The sequence below is a fragment of the Mesorhizobium helmanticense genome (assembly GCF_003034915.1).
Lineage (GTDB): Bacteria > Pseudomonadota > Alphaproteobacteria > Rhizobiales > Rhizobiaceae > Mesorhizobium > Mesorhizobium helmanticense.
The window spans coordinates 77,526-102,946 of the sequence record NZ_PZJX01000040.1 but is presented as its reverse complement, the minus strand read 5'-3'; the positions used below and the strand labels follow the sequence as shown (position 1 = coordinate 102,946).

At 62.9% G+C, this 25,421-nt stretch carries 30 protein-coding genes; 13 read left to right on the top strand and 17 right to left on the bottom strand.

Going from position 1 to position 25,421, the window contains the following annotated elements:
• Positions 1–105: 105 nt before the first annotated feature.
• The 3 genes from C9427_RS21940 (at position 106) to C9427_RS21930 (ending at position 3,150) form a co-directional block, all read left to right on the top strand.
• Positions 106–636, top strand: a complete 531-nt coding sequence (locus C9427_RS21940) for a DUF934 domain-containing protein (RefSeq protein WP_107651186.1) — start codon at positions 106–108, stop codon at positions 634–636.
• Positions 637–725: 89 nt separating this feature from the next.
• Positions 726–2,333 carry a GMC family oxidoreductase gene (locus C9427_RS21935; protein ID WP_107651185.1) on the top strand — a complete coding sequence of 536 codons (1,608 nt, stop codon included), beginning with the start codon at positions 726–728 and terminating at the stop codon, positions 2,331–2,333.
• Between the two features lie 196 nt (positions 2,334–2,529).
• Complete coding sequence (locus C9427_RS21930) at positions 2,530–3,150, top strand: DJ-1/PfpI family protein (RefSeq protein ID WP_008874278.1); 621 nt, start codon at positions 2,530–2,532, stop codon at positions 3,148–3,150.
• Positions 3,151–3,196: 46 nt separating this feature from the next.
• On the opposite strand, the gene C9427_RS21925 is transcribed toward C9427_RS21930, so the two are convergent.
• Together C9427_RS21925 and C9427_RS21920 are read right to left on the bottom strand one after the other, a co-directional pair.
• Complete coding sequence (locus tag C9427_RS21925) at positions 3,197–4,219, bottom strand: fatty acid desaturase (RefSeq protein WP_107651184.1); 1,023 nt, start codon at positions 4,217–4,219, stop codon at positions 3,197–3,199.
• Positions 4,220–4,350: 131 nt separating this feature from the next.
• Positions 4,351–4,584: a hypothetical protein gene (locus C9427_RS21920; RefSeq protein WP_107651183.1), complete on the bottom strand. Its 234-nt coding sequence runs from the start codon at positions 4,582–4,584 to the stop codon at positions 4,351–4,353.
• A gap of 238 nt (positions 4,585–4,822) precedes the next feature.
• Here C9427_RS21920 and grpE point away from each other — a divergent pair, with 238 nt between their 5' ends.
• Both grpE and C9427_RS21910 read left to right on the top strand, forming a co-directional pair.
• The gene (grpE, locus tag C9427_RS21915) at positions 4,823–5,458 is read left to right on the top strand and encodes a nucleotide exchange factor GrpE (protein WP_107651182.1); all 636 of its coding nucleotides are present in this window, start codon (positions 4,823–4,825) and stop codon (positions 5,456–5,458) included.
• Positions 5,459–5,580: 122 nt separating this feature from the next.
• On the top strand, positions 5,581–6,213 hold the full coding sequence (locus C9427_RS21910; protein WP_107651263.1) for a trimeric intracellular cation channel family protein: 633 nt from the start codon (positions 5,581–5,583) through the stop codon (positions 6,211–6,213).
• 72 nt (positions 6,214–6,285) lie between these two features.
• On the opposite strand, the gene olsB is transcribed toward C9427_RS21910, so the two are convergent.
• The 7 genes from olsB to C9427_RS21875 form a co-directional block, all read right to left on the bottom strand.
• The gene (gene olsB / locus C9427_RS21905; protein WP_107651181.1) at positions 6,286–7,167 is read right to left on the bottom strand and encodes a l-ornithine N(alpha)-acyltransferase; all 882 of its coding nucleotides are present in this window, start codon (positions 7,165–7,167) and stop codon (positions 6,286–6,288) included.
• 199 nt (positions 7,168–7,366) lie between these two features.
• Complete coding sequence (locus C9427_RS21900; RefSeq protein ID WP_107651180.1) at positions 7,367–9,655, bottom strand: PAS domain-containing hybrid sensor histidine kinase/response regulator; 2,289 nt, start codon at positions 9,653–9,655, stop codon at positions 7,367–7,369.
• A gap of 99 nt (positions 9,656–9,754) precedes the next feature.
• A complete protein-coding gene (gene acuI, locus C9427_RS21895; protein ID WP_107651179.1) occupies positions 9,755–10,744 on the bottom strand; it encodes an acrylyl-CoA reductase (NADPH) in 990 nt (329 codons plus the stop codon).
• Positions 10,745–10,797: 53 nt separating this feature from the next.
• On the bottom strand, positions 10,798–11,301 hold the full coding sequence (lspA, locus tag C9427_RS21890) for a signal peptidase II (RefSeq protein ID WP_107651178.1): 504 nt from the start codon (positions 11,299–11,301) through the stop codon (positions 10,798–10,800).
• Complete coding sequence (locus C9427_RS21885) at positions 11,298–12,155, bottom strand: TrmH family RNA methyltransferase (RefSeq protein WP_107651177.1); 858 nt, start codon at positions 12,153–12,155, stop codon at positions 11,298–11,300. Before C9427_RS21885 ends, lspA begins: the two co-directional genes overlap by 4 nt.
• A 17-nt stretch (positions 12,156–12,172) precedes the next feature.
• Positions 12,173–13,255, bottom strand: coding sequence for an RsmD family RNA methyltransferase (locus C9427_RS21880; protein ID WP_107651176.1), 1,083 nt, complete (start codon positions 13,253–13,255; stop codon positions 12,173–12,175).
• Between the two features lie 93 nt (positions 13,256–13,348).
• Entirely contained in the window at positions 13,349–13,837 is a 489-nt protein-coding gene (locus C9427_RS21875; protein WP_107651174.1) for a hypothetical protein, read from the bottom strand.
• A gap of 179 nt (positions 13,838–14,016) precedes the next feature.
• Here C9427_RS21875 and C9427_RS21870 point away from each other — a divergent pair, with 179 nt between their 5' ends.
• Positions 14,017–14,448 (top strand): VOC family protein, encoded by a 432-nt coding sequence (locus C9427_RS21870; protein ID WP_107651172.1) that lies wholly within the window; start codon positions 14,017–14,019, stop codon positions 14,446–14,448.
• A 13-nt stretch (positions 14,449–14,461) separates the two neighbouring features.
• On the opposite strand, the gene lhpI is transcribed toward C9427_RS21870, so the two are convergent.
• From lhpI to sppA, 4 genes are all read right to left on the bottom strand, one after another.
• Positions 14,462–15,427, bottom strand: a complete 966-nt coding sequence (gene lhpI, locus C9427_RS21865; protein WP_107651170.1) for a bifunctional Delta(1)-pyrroline-2-carboxylate/Delta(1)-piperideine-2-carboxylate reductase — start codon at positions 15,425–15,427, stop codon at positions 14,462–14,464.
• A gap of 37 nt (positions 15,428–15,464) precedes the next feature.
• Entirely contained in the window at positions 15,465–15,809 is a 345-nt protein-coding gene (locus tag C9427_RS21860) for a DUF1049 domain-containing protein (RefSeq protein ID WP_107651168.1), read from the bottom strand.
• 54 nt (positions 15,810–15,863) lie between these two features.
• A complete protein-coding gene (locus C9427_RS21855) occupies positions 15,864–16,148 on the bottom strand; it encodes an integration host factor subunit beta (protein ID WP_006200394.1) in 285 nt (94 codons plus the stop codon).
• Between the two features lie 81 nt (positions 16,149–16,229).
• Positions 16,230–17,186 carry a signal peptide peptidase SppA gene (sppA, locus tag C9427_RS21850; RefSeq protein WP_107651166.1) on the bottom strand — a complete coding sequence of 319 codons (957 nt, stop codon included), beginning with the start codon at positions 17,184–17,186 and terminating at the stop codon, positions 16,230–16,232.
• A gap of 313 nt (positions 17,187–17,499) precedes the next feature.
• Here sppA and lptC point away from each other — a divergent pair, with 313 nt between their 5' ends.
• The 3 genes from lptC to lptB are packed head-to-tail and all read left to right on the top strand — an operon-like array spanning position 17,500 to position 19,629.
• A complete protein-coding gene (gene lptC, locus C9427_RS21845) occupies positions 17,500–18,213 on the top strand; it encodes an LPS export ABC transporter periplasmic protein LptC (RefSeq protein WP_097574256.1) in 714 nt (237 codons plus the stop codon).
• Positions 18,200–18,811, top strand: a complete 612-nt coding sequence (locus C9427_RS21840) for an LptA/OstA family protein (protein WP_107651164.1) — start codon at positions 18,200–18,202, stop codon at positions 18,809–18,811. The genes lptC and C9427_RS21840 overlap by 14 nt, the downstream gene beginning before the upstream one ends.
• The gene (lptB, locus tag C9427_RS21835) at positions 18,811–19,629 is read left to right on the top strand and encodes an LPS export ABC transporter ATP-binding protein (RefSeq protein ID WP_107651163.1); all 819 of its coding nucleotides are present in this window, start codon (positions 18,811–18,813) and stop codon (positions 19,627–19,629) included. The genes C9427_RS21840 and lptB overlap by 1 nt, the downstream gene beginning before the upstream one ends.
• A 42-nt stretch (positions 19,630–19,671) precedes the next feature.
• Here lptB and C9427_RS34150 read toward each other — a convergent pair whose 3' ends face one another.
• Complete coding sequence (locus C9427_RS34150; protein WP_167434430.1) at positions 19,672–19,905, bottom strand: hypothetical protein; 234 nt, start codon at positions 19,903–19,905, stop codon at positions 19,672–19,674.
• Here C9427_RS34150 and rpoN point away from each other — a divergent pair.
• From rpoN to ptsN, 3 genes are all read left to right on the top strand, one after another.
• Positions 19,841–21,364 carry an RNA polymerase factor sigma-54 gene (gene rpoN, locus C9427_RS21830; protein ID WP_107651161.1) on the top strand — a complete coding sequence of 508 codons (1,524 nt, stop codon included), beginning with the start codon at positions 19,841–19,843 and terminating at the stop codon, positions 21,362–21,364. The genes C9427_RS34150 and rpoN overlap by 65 nt on opposite strands.
• A 278-nt stretch (positions 21,365–21,642) precedes the next feature.
• Positions 21,643–22,227 (top strand): ribosome hibernation-promoting factor, HPF/YfiA family, encoded by a 585-nt coding sequence (gene hpf / locus C9427_RS21825; RefSeq protein ID WP_097574252.1) that lies wholly within the window; start codon positions 21,643–21,645, stop codon positions 22,225–22,227.
• 107 nt (positions 22,228–22,334) lie between these two features.
• Positions 22,335–22,799 carry a PTS IIA-like nitrogen regulatory protein PtsN gene (ptsN, locus tag C9427_RS21820; RefSeq protein WP_107651160.1) on the top strand — a complete coding sequence of 155 codons (465 nt, stop codon included), beginning with the start codon at positions 22,335–22,337 and terminating at the stop codon, positions 22,797–22,799.
• A gap of 91 nt (positions 22,800–22,890) precedes the next feature.
• Here the strand turns inward: ptsN and C9427_RS21815 are convergent, their stop codons facing one another.
• Both C9427_RS21815 and C9427_RS21810 read right to left on the bottom strand, forming a co-directional pair.
• Positions 22,891–23,148 carry a BQ00720 family protein gene (locus tag C9427_RS21815; RefSeq protein ID WP_097576888.1) on the bottom strand — a complete coding sequence of 86 codons (258 nt, stop codon included), beginning with the start codon at positions 23,146–23,148 and terminating at the stop codon, positions 22,891–22,893.
• A gap of 98 nt (positions 23,149–23,246) precedes the next feature.
• Positions 23,247–23,672 (bottom strand): Hsp20 family protein, encoded by a 426-nt coding sequence (locus C9427_RS21810; RefSeq protein WP_006339191.1) that lies wholly within the window; start codon positions 23,670–23,672, stop codon positions 23,247–23,249.
• Positions 23,673–23,815: 143 nt separating this feature from the next.
• Between C9427_RS21810 and C9427_RS21805 the strand changes: the two genes are divergently transcribed.
• On the top strand, positions 23,816–24,757 hold the full coding sequence (locus C9427_RS21805) for a nucleoside hydrolase (RefSeq protein WP_107651159.1): 942 nt from the start codon (positions 23,816–23,818) through the stop codon (positions 24,755–24,757).
• A gap of 41 nt (positions 24,758–24,798) precedes the next feature.
• Here the strand turns inward: C9427_RS21805 and C9427_RS21800 are convergent, their stop codons facing one another.
• The gene (locus C9427_RS21800; RefSeq protein ID WP_107651158.1) at positions 24,799–25,413 is read right to left on the bottom strand and encodes a LysE family translocator; all 615 of its coding nucleotides are present in this window, start codon (positions 25,411–25,413) and stop codon (positions 24,799–24,801) included.
• Between the last annotated feature and the right edge of the window lie 8 nt (positions 25,414–25,421).

Genomic DNA, 25,421 nt, shown 5'->3' with positions numbered 1-25,421 from the left:
CGTACTTAAGTACGCTTCGCTCCGGTTCTCGGAAGCCACCACTTTCGGCTCGGCCTGACCTGAATCTAAACACACCCTCCGGTTCTTTGAGTTTAGGAATTTTTGATGACCGCACAGACATCGGAGACCCGCCTCTGGACCCCGCAAGGTTTCCGGGAGGACGAGTGGGTCCATGCCGAAAGCGCCGAAGCGCTCACCGGCAATGGACGCTTCATCCTGCCGCTGCAAACGTTCCTCGGGCTGGACCCGGAGGTGCGCCGCTCGGCCAAGGAGCGCCTCGGCGTTGAGCTTCAACCTGGAGACCAGCTTGAAAAGATCGCCGGCCTGCTCGACCAGCTGTCGCTGGTGGCGCTGGCCTTCCCGGCGTTCAATGACGGCCGCTCCTTCTCCAAGGGCGAACTGCTGCGCAGCCGCCATCATTTCGAGGGCGCAATACGCGCCACCGGGCAGGTACTGGTCGACCAGCTTCCGCATATGCTGCGTCTCGGCTTCGACGAGTTCGAAGTGTCGAACCCGGTGCTTTTGAAACGGCTCGAGGAAGGCCGCACCGGCGGACTTTCGCTGTATTATCAGCCGACCACGAAGTCGGAGGCCAAAGGTCCAAAATATTCCTGGCGGCGAGAGCGAGCCGGCTAACGCCGCGGCAACTCGCCAACGTCTTTACAACGCCTGCAAAGCAAGCCTTCTCTGGCGAGACGGACGGAAACATCCGCCGGGAGGAGAAGATGCGCTACGACTATGTCATCGCTGGCGGCGGCTCCGCCGGCTGCACGCTTGCCGCAAGACTTTCCGAGGATCCATCGAAAACGGTCTGCCTGATCGAAGCCGGCGGCGAGGGCAAGGATTTGCTCGTCCGCGCGCCGGCGGGCATCATCGCGCTGCTTCCAGGGCGGCCGAAGATCAACAACTGGGCTTTCGAGACGGTGCCGCAGCAAGAGCTTGGCGGCCGCAAGGGCTATCAGCCACGCGGCAAGGCGCTCGGAGGTTCCAGCGCCATCAATGCCATGCTCTACACGCGCGGGCACCGCGGTGACTATGACGAATGGGCCGATCTCGGCTGCGACGGCTGGTCGTGGGATGAGGTGCTGCCTTATTTCCGGCGCGCCGAAGGCAACCAGCGCGGCGCGGATGCACTGCATGGCGGCGACGGGCCGTTGCGGGTCGCCGAGCAGCAGGAGCCGCGCCCGATCTCAAAAGCCTTTGTCGAGGCTTGCGGCGAGAGTCAGATCCGCCGCAACGACGATTTCAACGGACCAGAGCAGGAAGGGGTGGGTCTCTATCAGGTCACGCAATTCTGGGGCGAGCGCCGCAATGGCGAGCGCTGCTCGGCCGCAGCCGCCTATCTGCATCCGGCGATGGACCGGCCGAACCTGACCGTCATCACCGGCGCGCATGCAACAAAGGTCATACTCGAGGGCAAGCGGGCCGCAGGCGTGCGCTACCGTGTCGGGAAGACGGAGACCGTCGCGGAGGCGAAGCGCGAGGTCATCCTTTGTGGTGGCGCTTTCGGCTCGCCACAGTTGTTGCTTCTGTCCGGCATCGGTCCGGCGGTCGAGTTGGCGGCGCACGGCATTCCGCTCCTCCATGAATTGCCGGGCGTCGGCAAGAATCTGCAGGACCATCTCGATTTCATCATGGCCTGGACGTCCAGGGAGACAGATCTGATGGGCATCGGCCTGCGCGGCATGCCCGGCCTCATCGGGCATATGCTGCGCTGGCGCAAGAACGGCACCGGGATGATCGCCACGCCGTACGCGGAAGGAGGAGCCTTCCTCAAATCCGATGCGGCGATCGACCGACCCGACCTGCAATTGCACTTCTGCATCGCCATCGTCGACGATCATGGCCGCAAGCTGCATATGGGCTATGGCTTCTCCTGCCATGTCTGCGTGCTTCGGCCCCATTCGCGCGGCGAGGTCGGGCTATCGAGCGCCGATCCCCTGGCGTCGCCGCGCATCGACCCGCGCTTCCTCCAGGACGAGCGCGACGCAAACCTTCTGCTGAAGGGGGTGAGGATGATGCGCGGCATCCTTGAGGCGCCGGCGCTGGCGAAATACCGCAGCAAGGAAATCTACACCGCGGGTGTTTCCAGTGATGCCGAACTGATGGCGCATATCAGGGCCCGCGCCGACACGATCTATCACCCGGCCGGCACCTGCAAGATGGGCGTCGACGACATGGCCGTCGTCAACCCGCAACTGCAGGTGCGCGGGTTGCGGGCGTTGCGCGTCGTCGATGCATCGGTGATGCCGACCCTGATTGGCGGCAACACCAATGCGCCGACGATCATGATCGCTGAAAAGGCGGCGGCCATGATCAGGGCTGTCGCCTGATTATTCCGCGTTGGTCAGACCAGGATCGCCGTTTTCGCGCTGAGCGCGCGGGTCAGGTCGATGCACCGGCGTGCTCGAATCAATCTGGTCGGACCAAATGTGCGATTCACGCTTTTCCTTTTGCCCTCTTGCCCTTAGGATAGGTCTATTAGTTCGCACTCCGAAATAAATGTGGCCACCAAGGGAGGAACCGGGAATGGCTGGCAAGAAGATATTGATGCTCGTTGGTGAGTTCAGCGAGGAATACGAGATTTTCGTCTTTGAACAGGCCATGCATGCGGTTGGCCATACGGTGCATGTCGTGTGTCCCGACAAGAAGGCGGGCGACATACTGAAGACGTCGCTGCACGACTTCGAGGGCCACCAGACTTATACGGAAAAGCTCGGCCACGACTACATCCTCAACAAGACTTTTGCCGAGGTGAACCCGGCCGACTACGATGCGGTCTATGCGGCAGGCGGACGTGGCCCGGAATATATCCGCATCGACAAGCGCGTGCAGGCGCTGGTGCGACACTTCCACGAGACCGGCAAGCCGATCTTCACCATCTGTCATGGTGTGCAGATCCTGATCGCGGTCGACGGCGTCGTGCGTGGCAGGGAAGTCGCCGCACTTCAGTATTGCGAGCCTGAGGTCACGCTGGCCGGCGGCATCTATATCGACGTCGCGCCGACCGGCGCCCATGTCGACGGCAATCTGGTGTCGGCCAAGGGCTGGCCAGGCCTGGCGGCATTCATGCGCGAATGCCTGAAGGTGCTCGGTACCGAGATCCGCGACGGCAAGGCGCTTATGCGCGACGAGCGCAAGGCGGCTTAGCAGGGGGAGCGGCCGCCGCACCTTTGGTGCGGCGGCTATTGCTGTTCTAGACAGCCATGCGCGCTTCGCGGAATGACACCAGCTTGCTGCGGCTCTCGTCCCACAGCGCGAGCTTCACGCAACGCAGGCTGTCGAGAAGCGTAACGCGGCCGATTTTGCGCAGTTCCGGATAGTCCCTGAGAACCTCCTGAAGACGGTAGCACGGCACTTTGGCGGAGAGGTGATGGACGTGATGGACGCCGATATTTCCGGTGAACCAGTTCAGCACCGGCGGCAGGTCATAATAGGACGAGCCGTGCAGGGCCGCATGCTGGAATTCCCATTCGGAATCCTTTGCCCACTCGGTCTCCTCGAACTGGTGCTGGACGTAGAATAACCAGATGCCGGCCGAGCCGGCGAGGACGACGATCGGCAAGTGGACGACCAGGAAGGCGCCGAGGCCGACGAACCAGATGAGGATGGCTGCGATGGACGCAATAGCGGCGTTGGTGGCCATGGACGATACCCATGGTGTCAGGCCGCTCCGCATCATGCCGACCGGCAGTCTCTGTTCGAAGATGAAAAGCCATATGGGGCCAAGGCCGAACATGACCAGCGGATGACGATAGAGACGGTAGGAAAGCCGGCCCCGCCAGGACATCTGCCGGTATTCGGCGACGGTCAACGTCTTGATGTCGCCCATGCCGCGCTCGTCGAGATTGCCGGCTGTAGCGTGATGGGTGGCGTGGGCGCGCCGCCAGCAGTCATAGGGGGTCAGCGTCAAGACGCCGAGAACGCGGCCGATCCAGTCGTCGGCATAGCGATTAGCAAAGAAAGAGCCGTGGCCGCAATCGTGCTGGATCATGAAGATCCGCACCAGAAAGCCGGCCGCCGGAAGGATAAGGAGAAGGCCCCACCAATGGCCATAGGAATAGGCAGCCGAGGACAGCGCCCATAGCGTGGCGAAAGGGATCAGGGTGATGGCAAGTTCAACAGCGCTGCGACGCCTGTCGGGCTTCTTGTAGCGCGCCAGAATCTTCAACCAGGCACGCTTGCTGTTAGCCACAGCTTCGGGGGAAATCATGTTCATTATGAAGCATAAGCGGCGCGTGACGCTGCCGCAAGACAAAGATCACGCAAAATTACTGTGCGTAAATGTCGCGCGACTGTCAATTATGAGGGCATCTCGGGTTCAGTCGAACGAGCCCCGGATCGCCACGCCTATCGGTTGCGTTGACCGGTGGCCAAGCTGCCCTCGATGCCGTCCAGACGGTCGAGCAGTTCCTTGAAGCGATCGGGAATGTCGAGCTCGGTGCGGAATGCCGGCAACGTTCGCAGAAAGCGCGTCGTGGCCTCCGTGCCGAACTGGCGCCTGATGTCGGCTTCGAGCCCTTCGCGTCTTTCGCCCTTGTTGGGGGCGCCCTTGTCGCGGGCGGCGTTATTGCGGGTCGTCATCTCAAAATCCTGTGTCGGCTTCGAAACTCCCCCAGCACAGGAAAGGTTCCCCTATCGCAGCATCGTCGCAAGCAAATCCGCCGGTTAGAGTAAAATTTGAATTAAAATCGAAAGTCCGCGCTGGCTGCGTACAAAGTGCCGCCGGCGGCACACAGTATCGCTTGCCCCTTGATTTTTGGCCGCCAAACCTCGATATCGGGCACAAAATCCATACCATTCGAGATAACGGGAAACGGCGATGAGCGACCAGGCAAAAGACGAACGCGCGCCCGAGGATATCGAGGCGGCCGAAGCCGCCGCCGAGCGCGCGGAAGGCAGCGTCGACGGCGACTATGAAGCGCTTGTGCGGCTGATGAAGGAAAACGAAGATCTGAAGGACCGCGCGCTCCGCGCCGCGGCCGAGATGGAGAATCTGCGCCGTCGCACCGCGCGCGACGTTCACGACGCGCGTGCTTACGCGGTTGCCAATTTCGCCCGCGACATGCTGTCGGTGTCGGACAATCTGCGCCGGGCGCTGGACGCCATTCCAGCCGAGGCAGCGGCGTCGGGCGATGCCGGCTTCAAGGCGCTGATCGAGGGCGTCGAGATCACCGAGCGCGCCATGCTGTCGGCGCTGGAGCGGCATGGGGTGAAGAAGCTCGAGCCGGAAGGCGAGAAGTTCGACCCGAATTTTCACCAGGCGATGTTCGAGGTGCCCAATCCGGCAGTGCCGGCCAACACGGTGGTCCAGGTCGTGCAGCCCGGCTATTCGATCGGCGAGCGGGTGCTGCGGCCGGCCATGGTCGGCGTCGCCAAGGGCGGTCCCAAGCATGTGGCTGCTGAAGCCCCGGTCGAGCCCGGCCCGGTCAATGAGCAGGCTGAGAAAGATGCGTAAGGTAGGGGAATGGGGAATAGGGAATAGGCAGTAGGGAAATTAAGGCGGTCGTATCAATCGCGCGGCTTCGTGTTATTCATACTCCCTAACTCCTAATCCCTACTGCCGACTGCCTCATGCCCTTGAATCCAATCGAGCTACTCGACTATGCCGGCGTCGCCGTCTTCGCGGCGACCGGAGCGCTTGCCGCTTCGCGCAAGCAGCTCGACATCATCGGCTTTCTGTTCCTGGCCAGCGTCACCGGTATCGGCGGCGGCACGTTTCGTGACGTCATCCTCAATCTGCCGGTCTTCTGGATCGCCAACTCCGGTTATGTGCTGATCTGCGCGGTGGTGGCGATGCTTGTTTTCTTCGGGGCGCACCGTGTCGAATCCCGCTGGAAATTGCTGCTCTGGCTCGACGCCGTCGGCCTCGCCGCGTTTTCGGTGATGGGTGCCGCCAAAGGCCTGGCCATCACCGGCTCGCCGGTGGTGTCCGTCGTCACCGGCGTGCTCACCGCCACGTTCGGCGGCATCTTGCGCGACCTGCTGGCCGGTGAGCCGTCGGTGCTCCTGAGACCTGAAATCTATGTCACTGCCGCCCTTGCGGGCGCGACCCTGTTTACGCTTGGCGATCTCGCTGGACTGCCGCCGCTCGCATCGGGCCTGGCCGGCTTCGCCGCGGCATTCCTGGTGCGCGGCGGCGCGCTGAAGTTCGGCTGGGCCTTTCCATCCTACAAGAGCCGTCCTGGTCGGCGGCCGGAAGACATTCCGTGAAATGAAGGGAGTGAGCGGGAGTAGTCACAGGCTGCACTACTACTCACTAACGACTGCTCACCACTGACAGGATCAGGCGGCGAAACGCTGCGCTTCGCCGCCATAGTAATTGACGTAGCGGGCGCCGATCTCCTTGACCGGCATCACCACGAAGACGTCGACCGTCGAGAATTCGCGGTCGATGACGCAGCCGTCGCCGATGCGCGCGCCGACGCGCAGATAGCCCTTGACCAGCGGCGGCATCGCCGCGATCGCGGCCTTGGCGTTGACCGCCTCGATCGGCATCAAATCCATGGAGCAATAGCGCCCGGCGACCGCGCGCACGTCCCAGGCCGAGTTCGTGCGGCAGTGATGGGCGAGATAGGTCAGCGCTTCGGCATGCGCCGCCGGCACGGTGCCGTGGAACGAGGCACAACCGGTCATCACGCCGATCCCGTAGTGATTGATATAGGCCCAGATGCCTTGCCAAAGCGCCTCGATGGTGCGCTTCGAGCGGTATTCCGGCAAAACGCAGGAGCGGCCGAGTTCGAGGAAACGCTGTCCAGGATGGCGGGCGATGAGCTTGGTCAGCTCGAATTCGCCCTCGGAGTAGAAGCCGCCGGCGGCGGCCGCAATCTCCTGGCGCAGCAAGCGGTAGGTGCCGACAATGCGGCGGTGCTCGGGACCGGAGAGCGAGGTGTCGAAGACGAGCAGATGATCGCACAACGGGTCGAAGCGGTCGGCATCGCGCCGGTCCTGGAACAAATCCTTCCTGGCGCCGAGCTCGTCATAGAATACCCGGTAACGGACCTCCTGGGCGGCGGCGATCTCAGCCTCGCTGCGGGCGAGCCGCACTTCGAGGTTGCCGATGCGGCCGAGAGATGCGCCTTTAATGACGGCATCGACATTCCGCCCGACGAGCAAGGCGCTGCTGGCGTTCGGCCGAGTGTCACATTCCGGCATAACTGTATGCACGAGTGATTCTCCTTCGAGCCATCCCTCTTGGCACGGGGATACGGTGTAGGTGCAACAGGATTGTGACAGTACCGTGATACGGGACCGCGGGCAATACTTCGTCGGCTGGCTATCGCGTGACCTGGGGAACCAGAATCGGTTTTCCGGGGAAAGGATCATGCGAAAAAGTCGCAGCCTCGAGGCGTTCGGAGAGGCGAGGTCAGGCCGCCACCTGGCCCTCGACGGCGTGGACAAGCGCATCGGGATCGAGCGGCTTGGTGACGAAGCCGCTGGCGCCATGGGCAAGCACGGCGTGGCGAGTCTTTTCCTGGCTGTCCGCCGACAGCACCATGATCGGAACCGGTGGCGCGGCGGTTTCCTCCTCGTGGCGGCGGATGGCGGCGATGGCGTCCAGCCCATCCATGACGGGCATGTGCAGATCCATCAGCACCACGTCGAAGCGATGCTTGTGGCCGGTGCCGATGACGGCCTCGACGGCAGCCTTGCCGTTGCCGACCACTTTCACCCGATGCCCGGCCTTCAAAAGCGTGGCGCGGGCAAGCATGGCATTGATATCGTTGTCTTCCGCGATCAGTACGGACAGGCCATGCTGGCGGCTGCCGATGGCGCGCACGGATGGCGCGCCAGGCTTTTCCGCCTCTGGCGGGGCGTGCGCCGACGCGTGGCTGGTCAAAAGCACGCGCAGCAGCGTTTCACCGCGCACCGGCCTTGCCAGGAAGGTGGCGTAGCCGTTGGCGCGGAACTCGCCAAGCATGCCGCGGTCCGTCGGCGCGATCAGCGTGATTGCCTCACATTCGACAAAGCCGCTCTGGCGAAGACGCTTGAGCAACCTGCCGTCACTTTCTTCCATGGCCGCGTCGATCAGGAGCAGGTCGCAGTTTCCGGCGAAGGGCGCGGCCTGGGCAGCGGTCGCGGCCAGATCGACCTTGCCGCCATTGGCGCGGATGGTGCGGGCAATGGCGTCGGCCTCGATGGCATTCTTTGACAGGATCACCGCGCGCCGGCCCGAGAGCGCATTCTGGCGGTTCTGCGGCGGCTCGGTGGCCGATGCCGCGGGGATTTCGAAGATGAATTCCGAGCCTTGGCCGAGCTGGCTCGACACGGAAATCGTGCCGCCCATGGCGATCACCAGGCGCTTGGAGATGGCAAGGCCGAGACCCGCGCCGCCATGCGTGCGGGTCGAGGTGCCATCAGCCTGTTCGAATTCCTCGAAGATGCGGTCCAGGTCGTCCTCATGCAGGCCGGGACCGGTGTCGGTTATGGTGAAGCGTATGCGGTCGGTAGTGTCGGTGCGGGCACGGGCGACGGTCACCAGCACGCCGCCGCCGTCGGTGAACTTGATGGCGTTGCCGATGAGGTTGAGCAGCACCTGCCTGACCCTTCCCGGATCGGCTGATATCATCTGCGGCACGTCGGGTTCGACATGGCAGCCAAGGCCGATATTCTTGGCGAAGGCGCGTGCCGCCAGGAGCTCGATGATGTTGTCGGCAGTCTCGCGCACGGACATTGGCTGCGGTTCGGGGTCGAAGCGGCCGGCCTCGATCTTCGAATAGTCGAGCAAATCCTCGATCAGCGCCAGCAGGGCGCTGGCGGAGGTGGAAACGGCACCAACATAGGTCCGCTGTTCGGGCGAAAGGTTGGTGTCCGCCAAGAGCCTGGCCATGCCCATGATGCCGTTCATCGGCGTGCGGATCTCATGACTGACGGTGGCGAGGAAGCGCGATTTGGCCTGGCTTGCATATTCGGCCCGCTCGCGTGCGGTAATGAGCGATGATTCAGCGCGCTTGCGGGCGGTGATGTCACGGGCGATGGCGCGATGCGACACCGCACCGCTGCCCTTGTCGCGCACCGACAGTTCGATCCACGAGAACCAGCGCGGACCGCCGGGCGTGCGGATGGCGACGTCGGTGGAGCTCAGGCATTCGTGGTCGGAAAAGGCGGCATCGGGAACGATGCCGACATCGATGCCGAGTTCGGCCAGCGTCTTGCCGGCAAGGTCGCGCTGGTCGATTTCGACAAGATCGGCGAAGACCTTGTTGGCATAGACGATGTGGCCGTCGCGGTCGCGGTGGACGACGAGATCGCCGAGCGCGTCGATCAGCCCGCGAAAGCGTTCCTCGCTCTCCTGCATCTCCCACATGCGGTCGGCCAGCGTTTCGATCTCGGCGCGGCTGCGAGCGGTCGTCTCGTCGAGCAGGGCGACTGTGCGGCGCTCGGTGCGTTTGGCACGCAGATGCATGGCTATACCGGCAATGCCGGTCGCCAGTAGGCCGACGGTGATAAAGATCGGCGCCCCTGTCAGATGGGCAAGCCCCGCCATCACGACGATGGCGACGAGCGTTAGGAACGGCAGGCCTTCGCGTTTGGCCCTGGGCAGTTCCGGCGCCAGCGGCGGCGCGGCGACGATCTGCCGCCTTGGCGCCTCAGGGCCGGTCCCATTGACGCTCTCGGCACTCTGCGTCTCTTTGATGCCGGGTTCCGCGATCATGCGGAACCTTTGCCAGATAGAGATTATGGAAAATTGTGGCGGATCGTTCGAATTTTAGCGGTCGCGCGGTTTTTGCCGCCCCCCAGCTAAAGATGAAGCTCACATATCCACCACTACGCGGCCACGGATCTTGCCCTCGACGATGTCATGCGCGGCGCCGATAATGTCGTCGAAACCGATGGTCGTGGACAGGCTGGCAAGCTTCTTGTGGTCGAGGTCCGTACCGATGCGGCGCCACGCCTCCATGCGGACCGCCTTCGGCGCCATCACCGAATCGATGCCGAGCAGGCTGACACCGCGCAGGATGAAGGGGGCGACGCTTGCCGGCAGGTCCATGCCGCCGGCCAGGCCGCAGGCGGCGACCGCGCCGCCGTAGGAGGTCATCGACAGCACATTGGCCAGGGTGTGGCTGCCGACCGCGTCGACGCCGCCGGCCCAGCGTTCCTTGGCGAGCGGTTTGGCCGGCTGGGCAAGCTCGTCGCGCGAAATCACCTCCGCGGCGCCGAGCTCGATCAGATAGGGGCTTTCGGCGTTGCGGCCGGTCGAGGCAATGACATGATAGCCGAGGCTGGACAGGATCGAGACAGCGACCGAACCGACACCGCCGGCGGCGCCCGTCACCACCACCGGGCCGCGATCGGGGACGATGCCGTGCCGCTCCAGCGCGATGACGCAAAGCATGGCCGTGTAGCCGGCCGTACCGACCGCCATGGCATCATGCGGGCTCATGCCGTCCGGCAACGGCACCAGCCAGTCGCCCTTGATGCGGGCACGCCCGGCATAGGCGCCAAAATGTGTTTCGCCGACGCCCCAGCCGTTCAAAATGACCTTGTCACCCTTGCGCCAGTCGGCATGGGAAGACGAGGTGACGGTGCCGGCAAAGTCGACGCCCGGTACCAGCGGCCAGCGGCGGATCACCGGCGCCTTGCCTGTTATGGCCAGCCCATCCTTGTAGTTCACCGTCGTTGCCTCGACGGCGACGGTGACATCGCCTTCCATCAGGTCGGCTTCGGTCAGGTCGGTTACGGCGACCGATTGCTTCTTTTCGGCGTCGCGCGAGACGAGAATGGCTTTGAAGGTTTCGGACATTTTTTCTCCTCGGGCTTTCGAATGTGTGGCGGCAGGTGGCTGAGGTCAATCGTTCAGGCGTCAGGACCTTTGGCGTTCGGATCTTGAGGCCGGGCTTCGCGTCGCCAGCCGATGAGTTCGTCGAAGACAACCAAAGCCGCTCCCACCGAGATAAAGGCATCGGCAAGGTTAAAGACGGCGAAGGACCAGACCGGCGTGTGGAACAAAATGTAGTCGATGACATGACCATGGACGGCGCGGTCGAGCAGGTTGCCGAGCGCGCCGCCGATGATCAGCGCAAAGCCGACGCGGGCAAGCAGGTGGCCGGCCGGGGTGCGGGCCGCGAGATAGAGCACGAAAGCGACAACCAGGGTTGCGATGATCACCAGGCCCGTGTCGCCGAAGGACGAAAACATCGAGAAGGCAATGCCGGTGTTGTAGGTGCGGTAAAGCGCCAGGAACGGCACAAGATCGAGCTTTTCCTGAAAGGGCAGGCCAGTCTCGACCAGGTATTTCACCCATTGGTCAAGTGCTACTGCCGCAACGACCAGCAGTGCGTAGGGAGACCATGATTTCACGATTTGTTGTCCTCCGGCTCCAGCTTCAGCGCGCCGCGCCGGATTTCGAACAGCACTACGCCGGTCGCCACCGCGAGATTGAGGGAATCGGCGCGGCCGGCTTGTGGAATCCTGAGCAGTCTGTCGCAGCTTTCGGCGAGGCTGTCGGGCAGGCCCTGCTGCTCGTTGCCCATCACCAGCAGCACCGGGCCTTTGGAAAAATCGACTGAGCGGTAGTCCACCGCGCCCTTCAGATGCGTGCCGGCGACGAGGCCCGGGAAGCCTTTTCGCCAGGCAAGGAAGGCCTCCGGCGTCGCCTTGGCGACCGGCACGGCGAAGATCGAGCCCATGGTGGCGCGCACGGTCTCGACGGAAAAAGGATCGGTGGTCTCGCCGACCAGGATGACACCCCTGGCGCCGACGGCGTCGACTGTGCGGATGACGGTGCCGAGATTGCCGGGATCGCGCACCCGGTCGAGCGCCACCCAGACATCGCCATCCCGGGCGCGGATGTCTTTCAACGGCAGGATCTTCTGTGAGAAGACGCCGACCACCATCTGCGGGTTGTCGCGGCGGGTGATGGCGACAAGCACCTTTTCCGAAACTTCGAGAACGGTGCCGCCGGCGGCAACCGTGCGCGCCGCGGCCTTTTCCACCGCCGCATTGCCCCGTCCGGCCTTGGCGAAAACCAGCGTCTTGATCTGCCAGCCGAGATCGAGCGCATCGATCACCAGCTTCAGTCCCTCGGCCATGAAGGCATTCTGCTGGTCACGGAATTTCTTGAGCGCCAGCGCTTTGATGTCCTTGATCAGCGGGTTGGCGAGGCTGGTGACCTCTTTCACCTGGCCTGGCGCGCCTGTGGGCCGCTCGTTCATTCGGAACCCCCGGGCATTCAAGCCACCCAGCGCGAGAACAGCGAGGTCGACAGCGCCCGCCCGGCGGATTGTTCGCGGATGATCAGTTCGCCGGATTCGACCGTGCCGCCCATGCCGGCAAAAGTGTCGCGCATCAGGGCATGGATGGCGAAGAAGGAGGCGCGGATCGAATAGGCGGTCAGCACCACGGCTAGTGGTCTTGGCGTCAGGATCGAGCGGCAAAGGTCGGTCAGGGCAGGGAGATCCTCGAACAGCTGCCAGACCTCACCCTTGGGGCCGCGGCCATAGGCCGGCGGGTCGAACAGGACGATGTCGTAGCGGCTGCCGCGGCGCTCTTCGCGCTCGGCGAATTTCACCGCGTCGTCGACGATCCAGCGGATCGGCTTTTGCGACAGGCCGGCCATCTCCTGGTTTTCGCGGGCCCAGCCGATCGCCTTCTTGGAGGCGTCGACATGAGTGACCTCGGCGCCGGCGCGGGCCGCCACCAGCGAAGCAAGGCCGGTGTAGCCGAACAGATTCAATACCTTTACCGGTCGCTTCGCCGCCGCGATCAGTCCGGCCATGTGGTCCCAATGCGAGGCCTGTTCGGGAAAGACGCCGACATGGCGAAACGAGGTGAAACGGCCAAGATAGTCGATGCCGTCATGCTTCATCGGCCAGGTCTCGCCGAGCGGCGTCCTGGGGAAGCGCCAGCGGCCGATGCCTTCTTCGTCGGTATCACCGGTGAAAATGGCGTCGGCACGGTCCCAGTCCCTTGCCGGCAGCGCCTTTTGCCAGATCGCCTGGCCCTCGGGCCGCACGATACGGTAGGGGCCGTATTGTTCAAGCTTTTGCCCGGCGCCGCAGTCGAGCAGCGCGTAGTCGGCGTTGGGCGCCACTTCGAGGATTATCGGAAGACGTTCGGCGGGCAGGGCGCCGTCGCGGCGGGAAAGGACACGCGGCGCTGCCTTTGGTTCGGACCGGTCTCTCGTCTCATGGCGCTCGCCCGGTTTTGCATCCGGCCTGGCCGCTGCGTGAGCCTCCCGCGGGCGCGGCTGTTCCGCTCCGCTTTTCGCGAACTGCGAGCGGCTATCGCGGCGTTTGTCGCGAAAAGGTTTCAAGACGGAGCATCTCCGGACGGCGGCTTGGCCCGCTTCTGCCACAGCCCATCCAGCGGCGCAACAAACGCGGTTGCCGGACGGCATCCGGAAAGGTCAGCCATGCCTGATGGAAAGCAAGCCGACAATCAGCGATATGAAACCCGCGGCCTTGATGCCAGCCACGACCATATGGCCGGTTTCCCAGCGCAGCCGGATCGCTTCGAAGTTGTCCGGGATCGGTCCGGGAACCCAGGTGGCCAGGACATCATTGGCCGGTTTGACGAGAACAGACCACGCTGCGAGCGACGCTGCATACAGCAAGTTTGCGGCCAAGACGAACCAACACGCCGGGCGATCGTCACGCAACATCCATGCGAGAAGCCCTGGGCAACCAATCGCTGCCAGGTCCAGGGGTGCGCCAATAACCAAAAATAGCAAGAACTGGCCGTTGAAGACGGTGGCTTCGCGCCAAAGGGAAGGTGACCACTTCGTCAGTTGAGGAAGCGATTCCAGGACATGAGCGAAAGATGGTCCTAGGCTGAGCGCTGCGACCGTGGCGGTGAGGATCGACCAGAACAACAGAAACCCGCGTATCTCCGTCATCTCCAGACAACGAGGCCACGCCAAAGGCGTTCCCGTCGGGAACCATCACATTCGTTCACGGTGACGATGTGGAGCATCACGAGCACCGTCCATAGTGACAATTCTGCTGACATCAGGCTGGCAGCAGGGTCGTGCAACAAGCGTTCTGTCAAACCGGAATTCGGACAGAGGAGAACAAGATGGACTTCGTTTCAATCCGTATCATTACCGACCAGATCCGGCCTCTGGTGGAATTCTATGAAACGATCACCGGGCTCACTTCCAAGTGGTTTACCGAGGATTTCGCCGAGCTGGCGACGACCTCCTGCACGCTGGCGATCGGCAGTACGCGCACCTTGGCGCTGTTCGGGGCGGATGTGGCGCAGCCTGCCTCCAATCGGTCCGCGATCATTGAGTTTCGCGTGGATAACGTCGATGCGGAATATCGCAGGCTGGCGAACGCTGTCGACGACTTCGTACAGGTGCCGACGACAATGCCATGGGGTAATCGATCGCTGCTGCTGCGTGACCCGGATGGAAATCTGGTCAACTTGTTCACGCCCGTCACGACCGAGGCCATCAAGAAATTCGACCGCAAAGGTCGATTCTTCGACGGCGAACGGCGCCAGTGAGAAGCCGCAAACGCTACTGACGGAGCGCCCCGTAGACGGCAATGCCGGCGGCGAGGTCCTCGAGGGCAGCACCCACCGATTTGAAAAGCGTGATCTCGCTGGCGCTCTGGCGGCCTCTCTTCTCGCCGCGCGCCAGTTCATGCAGGTCAGCCACGATGGCGTCCGGCTTCAGCACGCCGGAGGCCAGCGGCTGGACGATGTCGCCGGCTTCCTTGGTGGCGCTGGCGCGGGTGTCGACATAGACGCGGGCGCGCGCAATCGCTTCGTCGTCGCTTTCGCGCATATCGGGCGTAAAACCGCCAACCAGGTCGACATGGGTTCCCGGCCGCAGGAGCGCGCCTTTGATCAGCGGTGCGGTCGTGATGGTCGCCGACGAGACGATATCGGCTTGGCCGAGTTCGGCGTCGAGATCGCTGGCGGCTTCAGCCGCAAAACCTTCGGCGCGCAAATTTGCCGCAACTTTTTCGGCATTGGCCGGGGTGCGGTTCCAGATGCGGATGGTCTTGATCGGCCGCACCGCCGAATGCGCCTTGGCGAGAAAGGGCGACAGCGCGCCGGCGCCGACCACCAGCAGCCGCGAAGCGTCCTCGCGGGCGAGATAGGAGGCCGCCAGCGCCGAGGCGCAGGCCGTGCGCCACTGCGTCAGCCGCTGGCCGTCGATCATGGCTTCGGGCTCGCCGGTGGCGCCGTCGAGCAGGAGGTAAAGCCCCATCACGGCGGGCTTGCCGAGGGCATTGTTGTCGGACGACACGGTGACGATCTTGACGCCGATATGGCCGCCCGCCGAGGTGCCGGCGGCGTTGAAGTCGGTCCAGGCCGGCATCAGCAACAGCGTCGAGGCCGCGCCATCGGGCCGTTCGACCGTATGGTGATGCCTGACCGGTTGCACGGCCCCGTCGCGAAAGGCAGTGCGCAGCGTCTCGACCAGCCCGGGAAAGGTGAGCGCATGATCGACCTCGGCGGCCGAAATGATCAGCATTAAAAGCTCCGTGGAGGAAAAAACGCCAAACCGACCTTCAGTTTGTTGGCTTCGGCAAGGCTGACCCCTGGGCCGGGCCTTGCGGCACTGACGGTGCACGGCTGACCGCCTGGCGCAGGTTCTCGGCCTCGACGCCGCGCTGACGCGCCAGCTTGCGGTAGCGGCCCTGCTTGGCCCATGTCGCCAGGCTGCCGACGATCATGCCGACGGCAAGAGCCAGGAACAGGAAGATGAACAGCGGCAACGTCAGCGTCAGTGCCGGATTGCCGGGGTTGAACGGGTCGAGCGTGAAGGCCACCAACTCGCGGTTGGCGACGGCCAGCGCAATCAGGATGATGGCCAGCGGCACAAAGACCACGATGAGGATGAAGCGATTGAACATGTTTTTTCCGTCGGAAGAACTTGTCGACAGGCCGATTTGCCGCGGATGCGGCGCCTATTTGCCGCCGTTCAGCCGTTCACGCAATTCCTTGCCGGTCTTGAAGAACGGCACCCATTTCTCCTCGACCTCGACGGATTCGCCGGTGCGCGGGTTGCGGCCGGTGCGGGCGGGGCGGTTTTTCACCGAAAAAGCGCCGAAGCCGCGCAATTCGACCCGGTTGCCTTCGGCAAGGGCGTCGGTAATCTCGTCGAAAATCGCGCCGACAATGTTTTCGACGTCGCGCAGGAAAAGATGCGGATTGCGCGTGGCGATAATCTGCACAAGTTCGGATTTGATCATCAGAAGGCTCCCCGTGAAAACACTGCCGTCAAAATTATGAGGATGATTTTATTTGTTTTTTCACCTGTCCCAGACGGCCCCTCAAGGGTGCCAGACGGAAACGAGACCGTCAAGAAACAAGCGGTCGGCACCAAGTTCATGAATGACGTCGCCGCCATAGTCCGGCAGGCCGAGTGCGCTGCCGATGGTTTTCGCCATCGCCTTGGAGAACAGGAAGCCGCCGCGCGCTTCGGTATTCTTCCACTCGACCACCTTGAGCTTGGCATCGACACCCTTGGTTGCGAGCCAGTCGATCGCCTCGGTCTCACCGCCGACCGCGTCGATCAATTTGTTGGTGACAGCCTGCCGGCCGGTGAAGATCGACCCGTCGGCGAGTGCGAGAGCTTGCTCATGGCTCATCTTGCGGCGTTCGGCGACGATGCCGACGAACCAGTCATAGCTGTCGAGGATGAGCTTGCGGACCATGGCGCGTTCATCATCATTGGTCGGCTTGAAGGGCGAGGGCGAGGCCTTCAGGGGCGAGGATTTCACCTCCTCCAGCTTGATGCCGAGCTTGTCCATGAGGCCGCTGACATCAGGATACTGGATCAGCACGCCGATCGAGCCGACGATCGAGGATTGGCGCGCGACAATATGATCGGTCGCGGTTGCGATCATGTAGCCCGCCGACGCGGCGAGCGTGCCGACCTGCGCCACGACAGGCTTGTCGGCGGCCAGCTTGCGCACTTCCTCGTAGATTGATTCGCCGCCGACGGTGGTGCCGCCCGGCGAATCGATCGACAGGATCACAGCTTTCACCTTCGAGGACTGGCGGATGGTCTCTAGCCGTTTGATCAGCTCTTCGTCCTCGGTGATGGTGCCCTCGATCTTGACCTTGGCGATATGGTCGACCGCCGTGCCGGTGAAATCGTCGCCGTAGATCCAGGTCGAAAAGGCAATCAACCCGGCTGCCGCGACAACAAGCGCGGCAACGCGCCAGAATGTCAGCTTGCGGCGCAAGCGGCGGCGGTCGATCAGGTCGTCGGCTCTCAGTGCCATGGTCAGCCTCGTCGTCGGTGGGAAGAGATGCTTTTAAAGCAACCACCCGCGCCCGGCTACCGTTTCCTGACGCCTGCGTCAAAGACAAAGCCTCGGACATTCGCAAACCGGAATGTCATGGGATACCAGCGCCTGCCCAGGCTCTAACGCATTGCGCCCATATCTGGTATGACGTGCAGATTGCGCCGGGTGCATTTTCGTTCGCTTAGCAAAATCGTCACATTTTTGCGGTTTTCCTCGGCTTGTGCTTGCTTGGGGACGTTAGCATCCCACCTATAGGGGGCTTGCGGGCAGGGGTTTAGAAGAAACAGTCATGTTGGCCAGACCGATCGAACCAACCAACACCGAGGCGGAGTTGGCACCCCCGGCCGTAGGCCCGACGCGGGGCGACGCCTTCGACGTCGCCCAGCGCCATTCGCGCCGCGTGCGTGTCTTGAAGCTGGCGGTGCCGCTGATCGCGACGGTGATCGCGGTCGCTTTCCCGGTCTATTCCTATCTCGCGGCCCCTGTATCGTTCTCAATCCAGACCGATGGCAGCGCCTTTGCCAATGGCAAGCTGGTGATGGCCAATCCCAAGCTCAACGGGTTCACCAAAGAGAAGCTGCCCTATTCGATGACGGCCTTGCGCGCCATACAGGACGTCGGCAAGCAAGGCATCATCGATCTGGAGGGTATCAACGCCAAATTGCCGATCTCGACCGACAATGTGGCGGCCATCAATGCCTCGCACGGCATCTACAATCGCGACGGCAACACGATGAACCTGACCAGCGATGTCACCATCACCACCACCGATGGCTTGGAGGCAAAGTTCAAATCGATCTTTCTCGACATGGGCAAAGGCACTATGAAGACGAGCGACCCCGTCGATGTCAGCCGTGGCGGGTCGCGGATCACCGCGCAATCGATGTCGATTCAGGACAATGGCAAGATCGTGGTTTTCGAGAACAAGGTGCAGGTCAACATCGATCCCGCCAGCTTGAAGGCGGCAGAGGCAGAGAGCGGAGAAACCAATGCGGCTCACTAGTTCGGCACGGTTCGTGGCTACGGCTTCGGCGTTGCCGATCCTGGCACTCGTCCTGGGAATGGCGCCGGCGCTGGCGCAATCCAAGACCACCAGCCAATTGTCGGGCCTCAAATTGTCCGGCGACAAGCCTATCCAGATCGAAAGCGACAAGCTCGAGGTCCGCCAGGCGGAGAGCGTTGCCGTGTTCACGGGCAATGTCAGCGTCGTCCAGGGGCCGACCGTGCTCAAGGCCGGCAAGATGACGGTCTACTATGTCAAGGACGCCGGCGCCGCCAAGGACGCCGCCGCCAAGGGCGCGGCGGCCGCGGGCGCCGCGATGACCGGCTCGGCCAACATCGACCATCTGGAAGTCGACAACAAGGTCTACATCAAATCGGACGACCAGGTCGCCACCGGCGACCGCGGCACCTTCGACATGAAGAGCGAAGTGCTGGTGCTTTCAGGCAGCAAGGTCGTGCTTTCGCAAGGCGACAATGTGCTGGTCGGCTGCAAGCTCACCGTGCAGATGAAGAGCGGCCTGGCCCAGGTCGATGCCTGCGGCGGGCGCGTCATGATGTCGATCACGCCGCCGGCGAAGTCGGGAGCAGCGAAGAACTGATGGCCGGCCTGTCATCGCTGCTGGCGCGTCTTCCAGGACGCGCCGCCAGCAAACTCGCGGCGCCGGCCACGGTCACTGTCGATGCGGCAAAGTTCAAGGGCACCTTGATCGCCAAGGGCCTGACCAAGAGCTACAAGGGCCGCAAGGTCGTCAGCGGGGTGACGATAGGTGTGCGTGCCGGAGAGGCGGTCGGGCTGCTTGGCCCCAACGGCGCCGGCAAGACGACTTGCTTCTACATGGTTACCGGCCTGGTGCCGGTCGACGAAGGCACGATCGAGATCGACGGCTTCGACGTCACCTCGATGCCGATGTACCGGCGTGCCCGCCTCGGCATCGGCTATCTGCCGCAGGAAGCGTCGATCTTTCGCGGCCTGAGCGTGGAACAAAATATCCGTGCCGTGCTCGAAGTGGTCGAAAAGAGCCGCAAGGAGCGCGAGCGCAGCCTCGATGAACTGCTCGAGGAATTCCATATCAGCCATCTGCGCAAGGCCCCGTCGCTGTCGCTGTCGGGGGGCGAGCGGCGGCGCCTCGAGATCGCGCGCGCGCTGGCGACGCGTCCTGCCTATATGCTGCTCGACGAACCTTTCGCCGGCATCGATCCGATCGCCGTGGCCGATATCCAGCAGCTTGTGCGCCATCTGACGGCACGCGGCATCGGCGTGCTCATCACCGATCACAATGTCCGCGAAACGCTCGGCCTGATCGACCGCGCCTACATCATTCATGCCGGCCAAGTGCTGACCCATGGCCGGGCCGACGAAGTGGTCGCCAATCCGGATGTGCGCAGGCTTTATCTCGGCGAGGGATTTACGCTCTGAGCGTGAAATCATGTCTCGGCATGATTTTTCGGGAATCTTCGGTCAGTTTGTTGAGTTTTCTCGGAGATAACGCTCGTCTGAGCCGGTTTTGCTCGCCGTCGTCTTGACAAGCAAAAGCCGGGCCAGTTTCATGCGTGCCGGCGAAAATTCTTTTTCCGGCAGTTCGCGTGCGTAAAGTCCTGATGCGTAGAAGGGGCGTTTGAACCAGACCATGGCGTTGGCGGCAAAATTACAGCTACGACAGTCCCAGTCGCTGGTGATGACGCCGCAACTCATGCAGTCGATCCGGCTGCTGCAGTTCACCCATGTCGAGCTCGAGCGCTTCATCGACGACGAGATCGAGCGCAACCCGCTGCTTGAGCGTGCCGAGCCGCAGGACGATGCCGCCAGCGACCAGGCGCAGAAGGCCGACGCCGCGCCGGAAGTGGTCGGCGACTGGTTCGAGACAGAGACGGCGTGGAGCGCCGAGGCGATCTCGGAAAAGCTGGATACCTCCCTGGAAAACCTGTTCCCCGACGATCCCGGCACGAGCGAACGGCTCGGTCCCGACCTGACAGCGCAATGGAAATCGGCGTCCGGCAACGGGTCCAGCTCGTCGTCGTCCGAAGGCTTCGACGCGGCGGACATGGCTGCCGCCGCGATCACGTTGCGCGATCACGTCGGCGAACAGGTCGCGCTGGCTTTCGCCGACCCGGCGGCACGCCTGATCGCTGGTGAGCTTGCCGATGGCCTCGACGAGGCTGGCTACATGCGCGCCGACATGGCCGAGATCGCCGTCCGCCTAGGCACGAACGAAGCAGCGGTGGCGAAGGTGCTGGCGGTCTGCCAGGCCTTTGAACCGGCCGGCATCTTCGCGCGCGATCTCGCCGAGTGCCTGGCGCTGCAGCTTGCCATTCGCGATCGGCTCGATCCCGCTATGAAGGCCTTGATCGCCAATCTCGAACTGTTGGCACGGCGCGATTTCCAGACGCTGAAGCGGATCTGCGGGGTCGATGAGGAGGATCTGCTCGACATGCTGGCCGAGATCCGGGCGCTCGATCCGCGTCCGGGGATGGCGTTTTCGGGCGGCGCCAGCGATGCGATCGTCGCCGATGTCGAGGTGCGGGCGGCCAATGACGGGAGCTGGACGGTCGAGCTCAATGCCGAGACGCTGCCACGCGTGCTGGTCGACCATATCTATTTCGCGCAGGTTTCGCCGCATGCCAAAAACCAGACGGAAAAGGATTTCCTGGCGGAGTGCCTGCAAAACGCCAATTGGCTGACGCGCAGCCTCGACCAGCGGGCCAAGACCATCCTCAAGGTCGCTTCCGAGATCGTGCGCCAGCAGGACGCTTTCCTCGTGCACGGCGTGCGGCACCTGAAGCCGCTGAACCTGCGCACGGTGGCCGACGCCATCGGCATGCACGAATCGACCGTCAGCCGGGTCACGGCGAACAAATACATGCTGACGCCGCGCGGCGTGTTCGAACTGCGCTATTTCTTCACCGCTTCGATTGCGTCGTCGGGCGGCGGCGACGCGCATTCGTCGGAAGCGGTGCGCGATCGCATCAAGCAGCTGATCGACGAGGAAAAGCCCGTCGACGTGCTTTCCGACGATGCTATCGTGGACATGTTGCGGGAAAGCGGCGTCGATATCGCCAGGCGCACGGTCGCCAAGTATCGGGAAGGCATGAACATTCCCTCATCGGTGCAACGGCGGCGCGAAAAACGCGCGCTGGCCAGCGCCGGGCGATAGCCCCATCCCTACAGGCGCCAGATTTCCACAGTTTTCGCGCTTCATTGACAAGCTGCAATGAAGTGGCTAGAAGCCCGCCCGCATGAGGCGGGCTTGATGCCCGCAAGCGAATGGTCCGTCACGACGTAGGCCACGGGACGGCCAAGAAGGCGGCTTGTGATCAACCGGAAAGTTCGGATTTAAAATCGGCGCAAGTGACGCCGCAAAGCTTGTGCGCACAGACCACGAGTATAAACTCGGGACAGTTTGAAGCCTGAGCAAGGAAGGTCAGTTTTCAGATGAAATTGCGCGTATCGGGAAAACACATGGATATCGGCGATGCGTTCCGTACGCGCATCAACGACCGTGTCGGCGAGGCGATCGGAAAATATTTCGACCGCGGCTTTTCAGGACATGTCACCGTCATCAAATCGGGATCGCGCTATTCGGCCGACTGCATGATTCGGCTGGATTCCGGTGCCTCGCTGCAAGCGACCGGCGATGCGCAGGATCCGACGCTGGCTTTCGAGGCGGCGGCGGACCGGCTCGAAACCCGCCTCAGGCGCTACAAGCGGCGCCTGAAATCGCACAATTCTGGCAGTTCCAATGGTGAGCCCACCGATATCGCCTATACGGTGATGGCGCCGCTTGCCGACGATGATGAGGACATCCCGGAGAATTTTGCTCCGGCCATCGTCGCCGAATCGACCATGACGCTGCAGACGATGTCGGTGGCGTCTGCCGTCATCGAGCTCGACACCAAGGACAGCCCGGTCTTCGTCTTCCGCAATGCCGGAAACGAACATCTCAACATCGTCTATCGCCGGCCGGATGGGAATATCGGCTGGATCGACCCATCCACGACCAAAGTCGCACAGGGATGACGACCAGGGTCGCATCGGGATGACGGCCTAGGCCGCACAGGGACAAGGAGCCGGCCGCGCGAGGGGGCGAGGACTGGCGACGGCAGGCGAACAAGGGATTTTCAAGCATGGATCTGAGCGATCTTATCGACGTTCCGGCGATCATGCCGGCGTTGAAGGCGAACTCCAAGAAGCAGCTTCTGCAGCTTTTGTCCGAAAGAGCGGCGGCGATTTCCGGTATTGCGGAGCGGGAGGTGTTCGATACCATCCTGCAGCGCGAACGGCTGGGCTCGACCGGCGTCGGCAATGGCATCGCCATTCCGCACGGCAAGCTGGCCGGAGTGAAGCGGATCGCCGGGGTATTCGCGCGGCTGGAGACGCCGGTCGATTTCGAGGCGCTGGACGACCAACCGGTCGATCTGGTGTTTCTGCTGCTCGCACCCGAGGGCGCCGGCGCCGATCACCTCAAGGCGCTGTCGCGCATTGCGCGGGTGCTGCGCGATGCCGACACGGTGGCCAAGATCAGGGGTACGCGCGACGCCGTCGCAATCCATGCGCTCTTGTCGGACACGCAAGCCTCGCACGCAGCCTGATGTTCTGCCTAATAGCTGGTTGTTTGGTTAAAAACCTGTTGAGGGCCGCCGCGGGCGGCCCTGTCCGTTTCCAACCCGATCGCCTTGTTTGTCAGTGAATGGCGACGGTGGTCAGGTCGTTTTCCATGGCGCCCGCCAGTGCCCGGTCACGGGCGTCGGAAAGCAGGATCGGCTGGCCGTTGGCGGCAAACAGCGCCCACAATTCCAAGCCGGGCGCGATTTCGCCAAGGCCCGGGAAGCGGCCGCGCAAATCATCGCTCGACACTTTCCTGAGATAGGCGACCGAGCCTTCGCCAAGATGGGCGAACTCGCCGCTGGTCATGGTGAGATTTTCGTCAGTTCTGGTCATTTCAAGCCTCCTTGGCGCGAGGACGCCGCTCAAGGCCGCCTCGCATGAGAGCCATTCAATTTGCTGCACCGTACTTTCGGCCGATGCAGTGGTAAGGGTCAGTCTTTCACCGAAATGTTTATTTTCCGTACCAGCCGTTCGGACTCGGGCCGATCGAGGTCGATCGACAAAAGCCCGTTCTTCAGCTCCGCCGCGATCACCCGCATGCCGTCGGCCAGCACGAAACAGCGCTGGAACTGGCGCGCGGCGATGCCGCGATGAAGGAATTCGCGCTCGGTGTCGTCGTTCTGACGGCCGCGCACGACCAGCTGGTTTTCCTCCGTGGTGACATCGAGATCGCTTTCGGCGAAACCGGCGACGGCGAGCGTGATGCGCAACCTTTCGGTCTTGCCGTCGGCGCCGCTGAGGCGCTCGATGTTGTAGGGAGGGTAGCTGTCGCCCGACTTCGCCAGACGCTCCAGGGTCTTTTCCATAGCATCGAACCCCAGGAGAAGCGGGCTTGAGAAGGGCGTCATTCGGCTCATGTTACAGTGTCCTCTTGAGAGCGACATAAAGCGGAAAAACCCGGATGGCATTTTTCCCGATGGTCTTGATATGGTCCGCCCCGCCATCAAGTTCAAGCCATCAAAAAACCCGCCCAAAAAGACTCCCCAGACAAGGAATTGAAATGCCCCAACCCCGCAAGATCATCATCGACACGGATCCCGGCCAGGACGACGCCGTCGCCATATTGCTGGCGCTCGGCAGCGCCGAGCTTGAGATCGTCGGCATCACCGCCGTCGCCGGTAACGTGCCGCTGAAGCTCACCGAAAAGAATGCCCGCAAGATCTGCGAACTGGCCGGCAGGCCCGACATCAAGGTCTATTCCGGCGCCATCCGGCCGCTGGTGCGCGAACTGGTCACCGCCGAGGAAGTGCATGGCAAGACCGGCCTCAACGGGCCTGACTTGCCCGAGCCAAAGATGAAGCTGCAGGACCAGTATGCGGTCGATTTCATCGTCGAGACGCTGATGAAGGAACAAAGCGGCACCATCACGCTTTGTGCGCTCGGGCCGCTCACCAACGTCGCGTTGGCGCTGATTCGCGAGCCGAGGATCGCGCCGCGCATCAAGGAGATCGTGCTGATGGGCGGCGGTTTCTTCGAGGGCGGCAATGTCACACCGACCGCCGAGTTCAACATCTATGTCGACCCGCAAGCCGCCGATGTGGTGTTCAAGTCCGGCATTCCGATCGTCATGATGCCGCTCGACGTCACCCACAAGGCGCTGACCACCGCCACGCGCACCCAAGCCTTCCGCAAGCTCGGCACCAGGGTCGGCACGGCCACTGCCGAGATGCTGGAGTTCTTCGAGCGGTTCGACGAGGAGAAATACGGCACCGACGGCGGCCCGCTGCACGACCCTTGCGTCATCGCTTATCTGTTGAAGCCGGAATTGTTCAAGGGCCGCAACTGCAGCGTCACCGTGGAAACGGCCTCGGAGCTCACCATGGGCATGACCGTGATCGACTGGTGGGGCGTGACCAAGCGGACGAAGAACGCCATGGTGATGCGCGACATCGACCATGATGCGTTCTTTGCAATGCTGGTGGAAAGGCTGGGGCGGCTTTAGGGCCGTCGTCCCTTCTCCCACAGGGAGAAGGGAAAGGTGCCTTACTTCGCTTTCGAAAACGCCAGCCACAGGCCGCCACCGACCAGGAAGCCGCCGCTGATCCTGGACATCAGCTTGATGCGGCTGGCCGACAGCAGACGCCCGGCGCGGCCGGCGGCGAGCGCATAGGTCGAATCCGATACGGCGGCGAAGATCATGGCGGTGAGGCCCATGACGCCAATCTGCAGCGCGTAATTGCCCTCGGGAGAAATGAACTGCGGAAAGAAGGCGCCGAAGAACACCAGCGTCTTGGGATTGCTGAGCGCCACCAGCAGACCCTGCAGGAAGAAGCCGCCGCGCGGTTTCCTCGCCGTCCCGTCGGCATTCAGCCTGCCTTTGGAACGGAACATCTGCACGCCCATCCAGATCAGGTAGGCGGCGCCGATCAGCCGCACCCATTCGAACCAGTGGCCCATGCCCGCGATCAGCGACGTCAGGCCGATGCCGACAATGGCGATCATGATCGCAAGGCCGGCCTGCGTGCCGGCGACATTGGCAAGACCGGCGCGCGAGCCATGGCGGATGCTGTTGGAGATGATCAGCGTCACCGTCGGTCCGGGCACCAGGATGATGACAATGCAAGCGACGAGATAGGTGATGTAGAGTTCCAGCGACATGGGTTTTC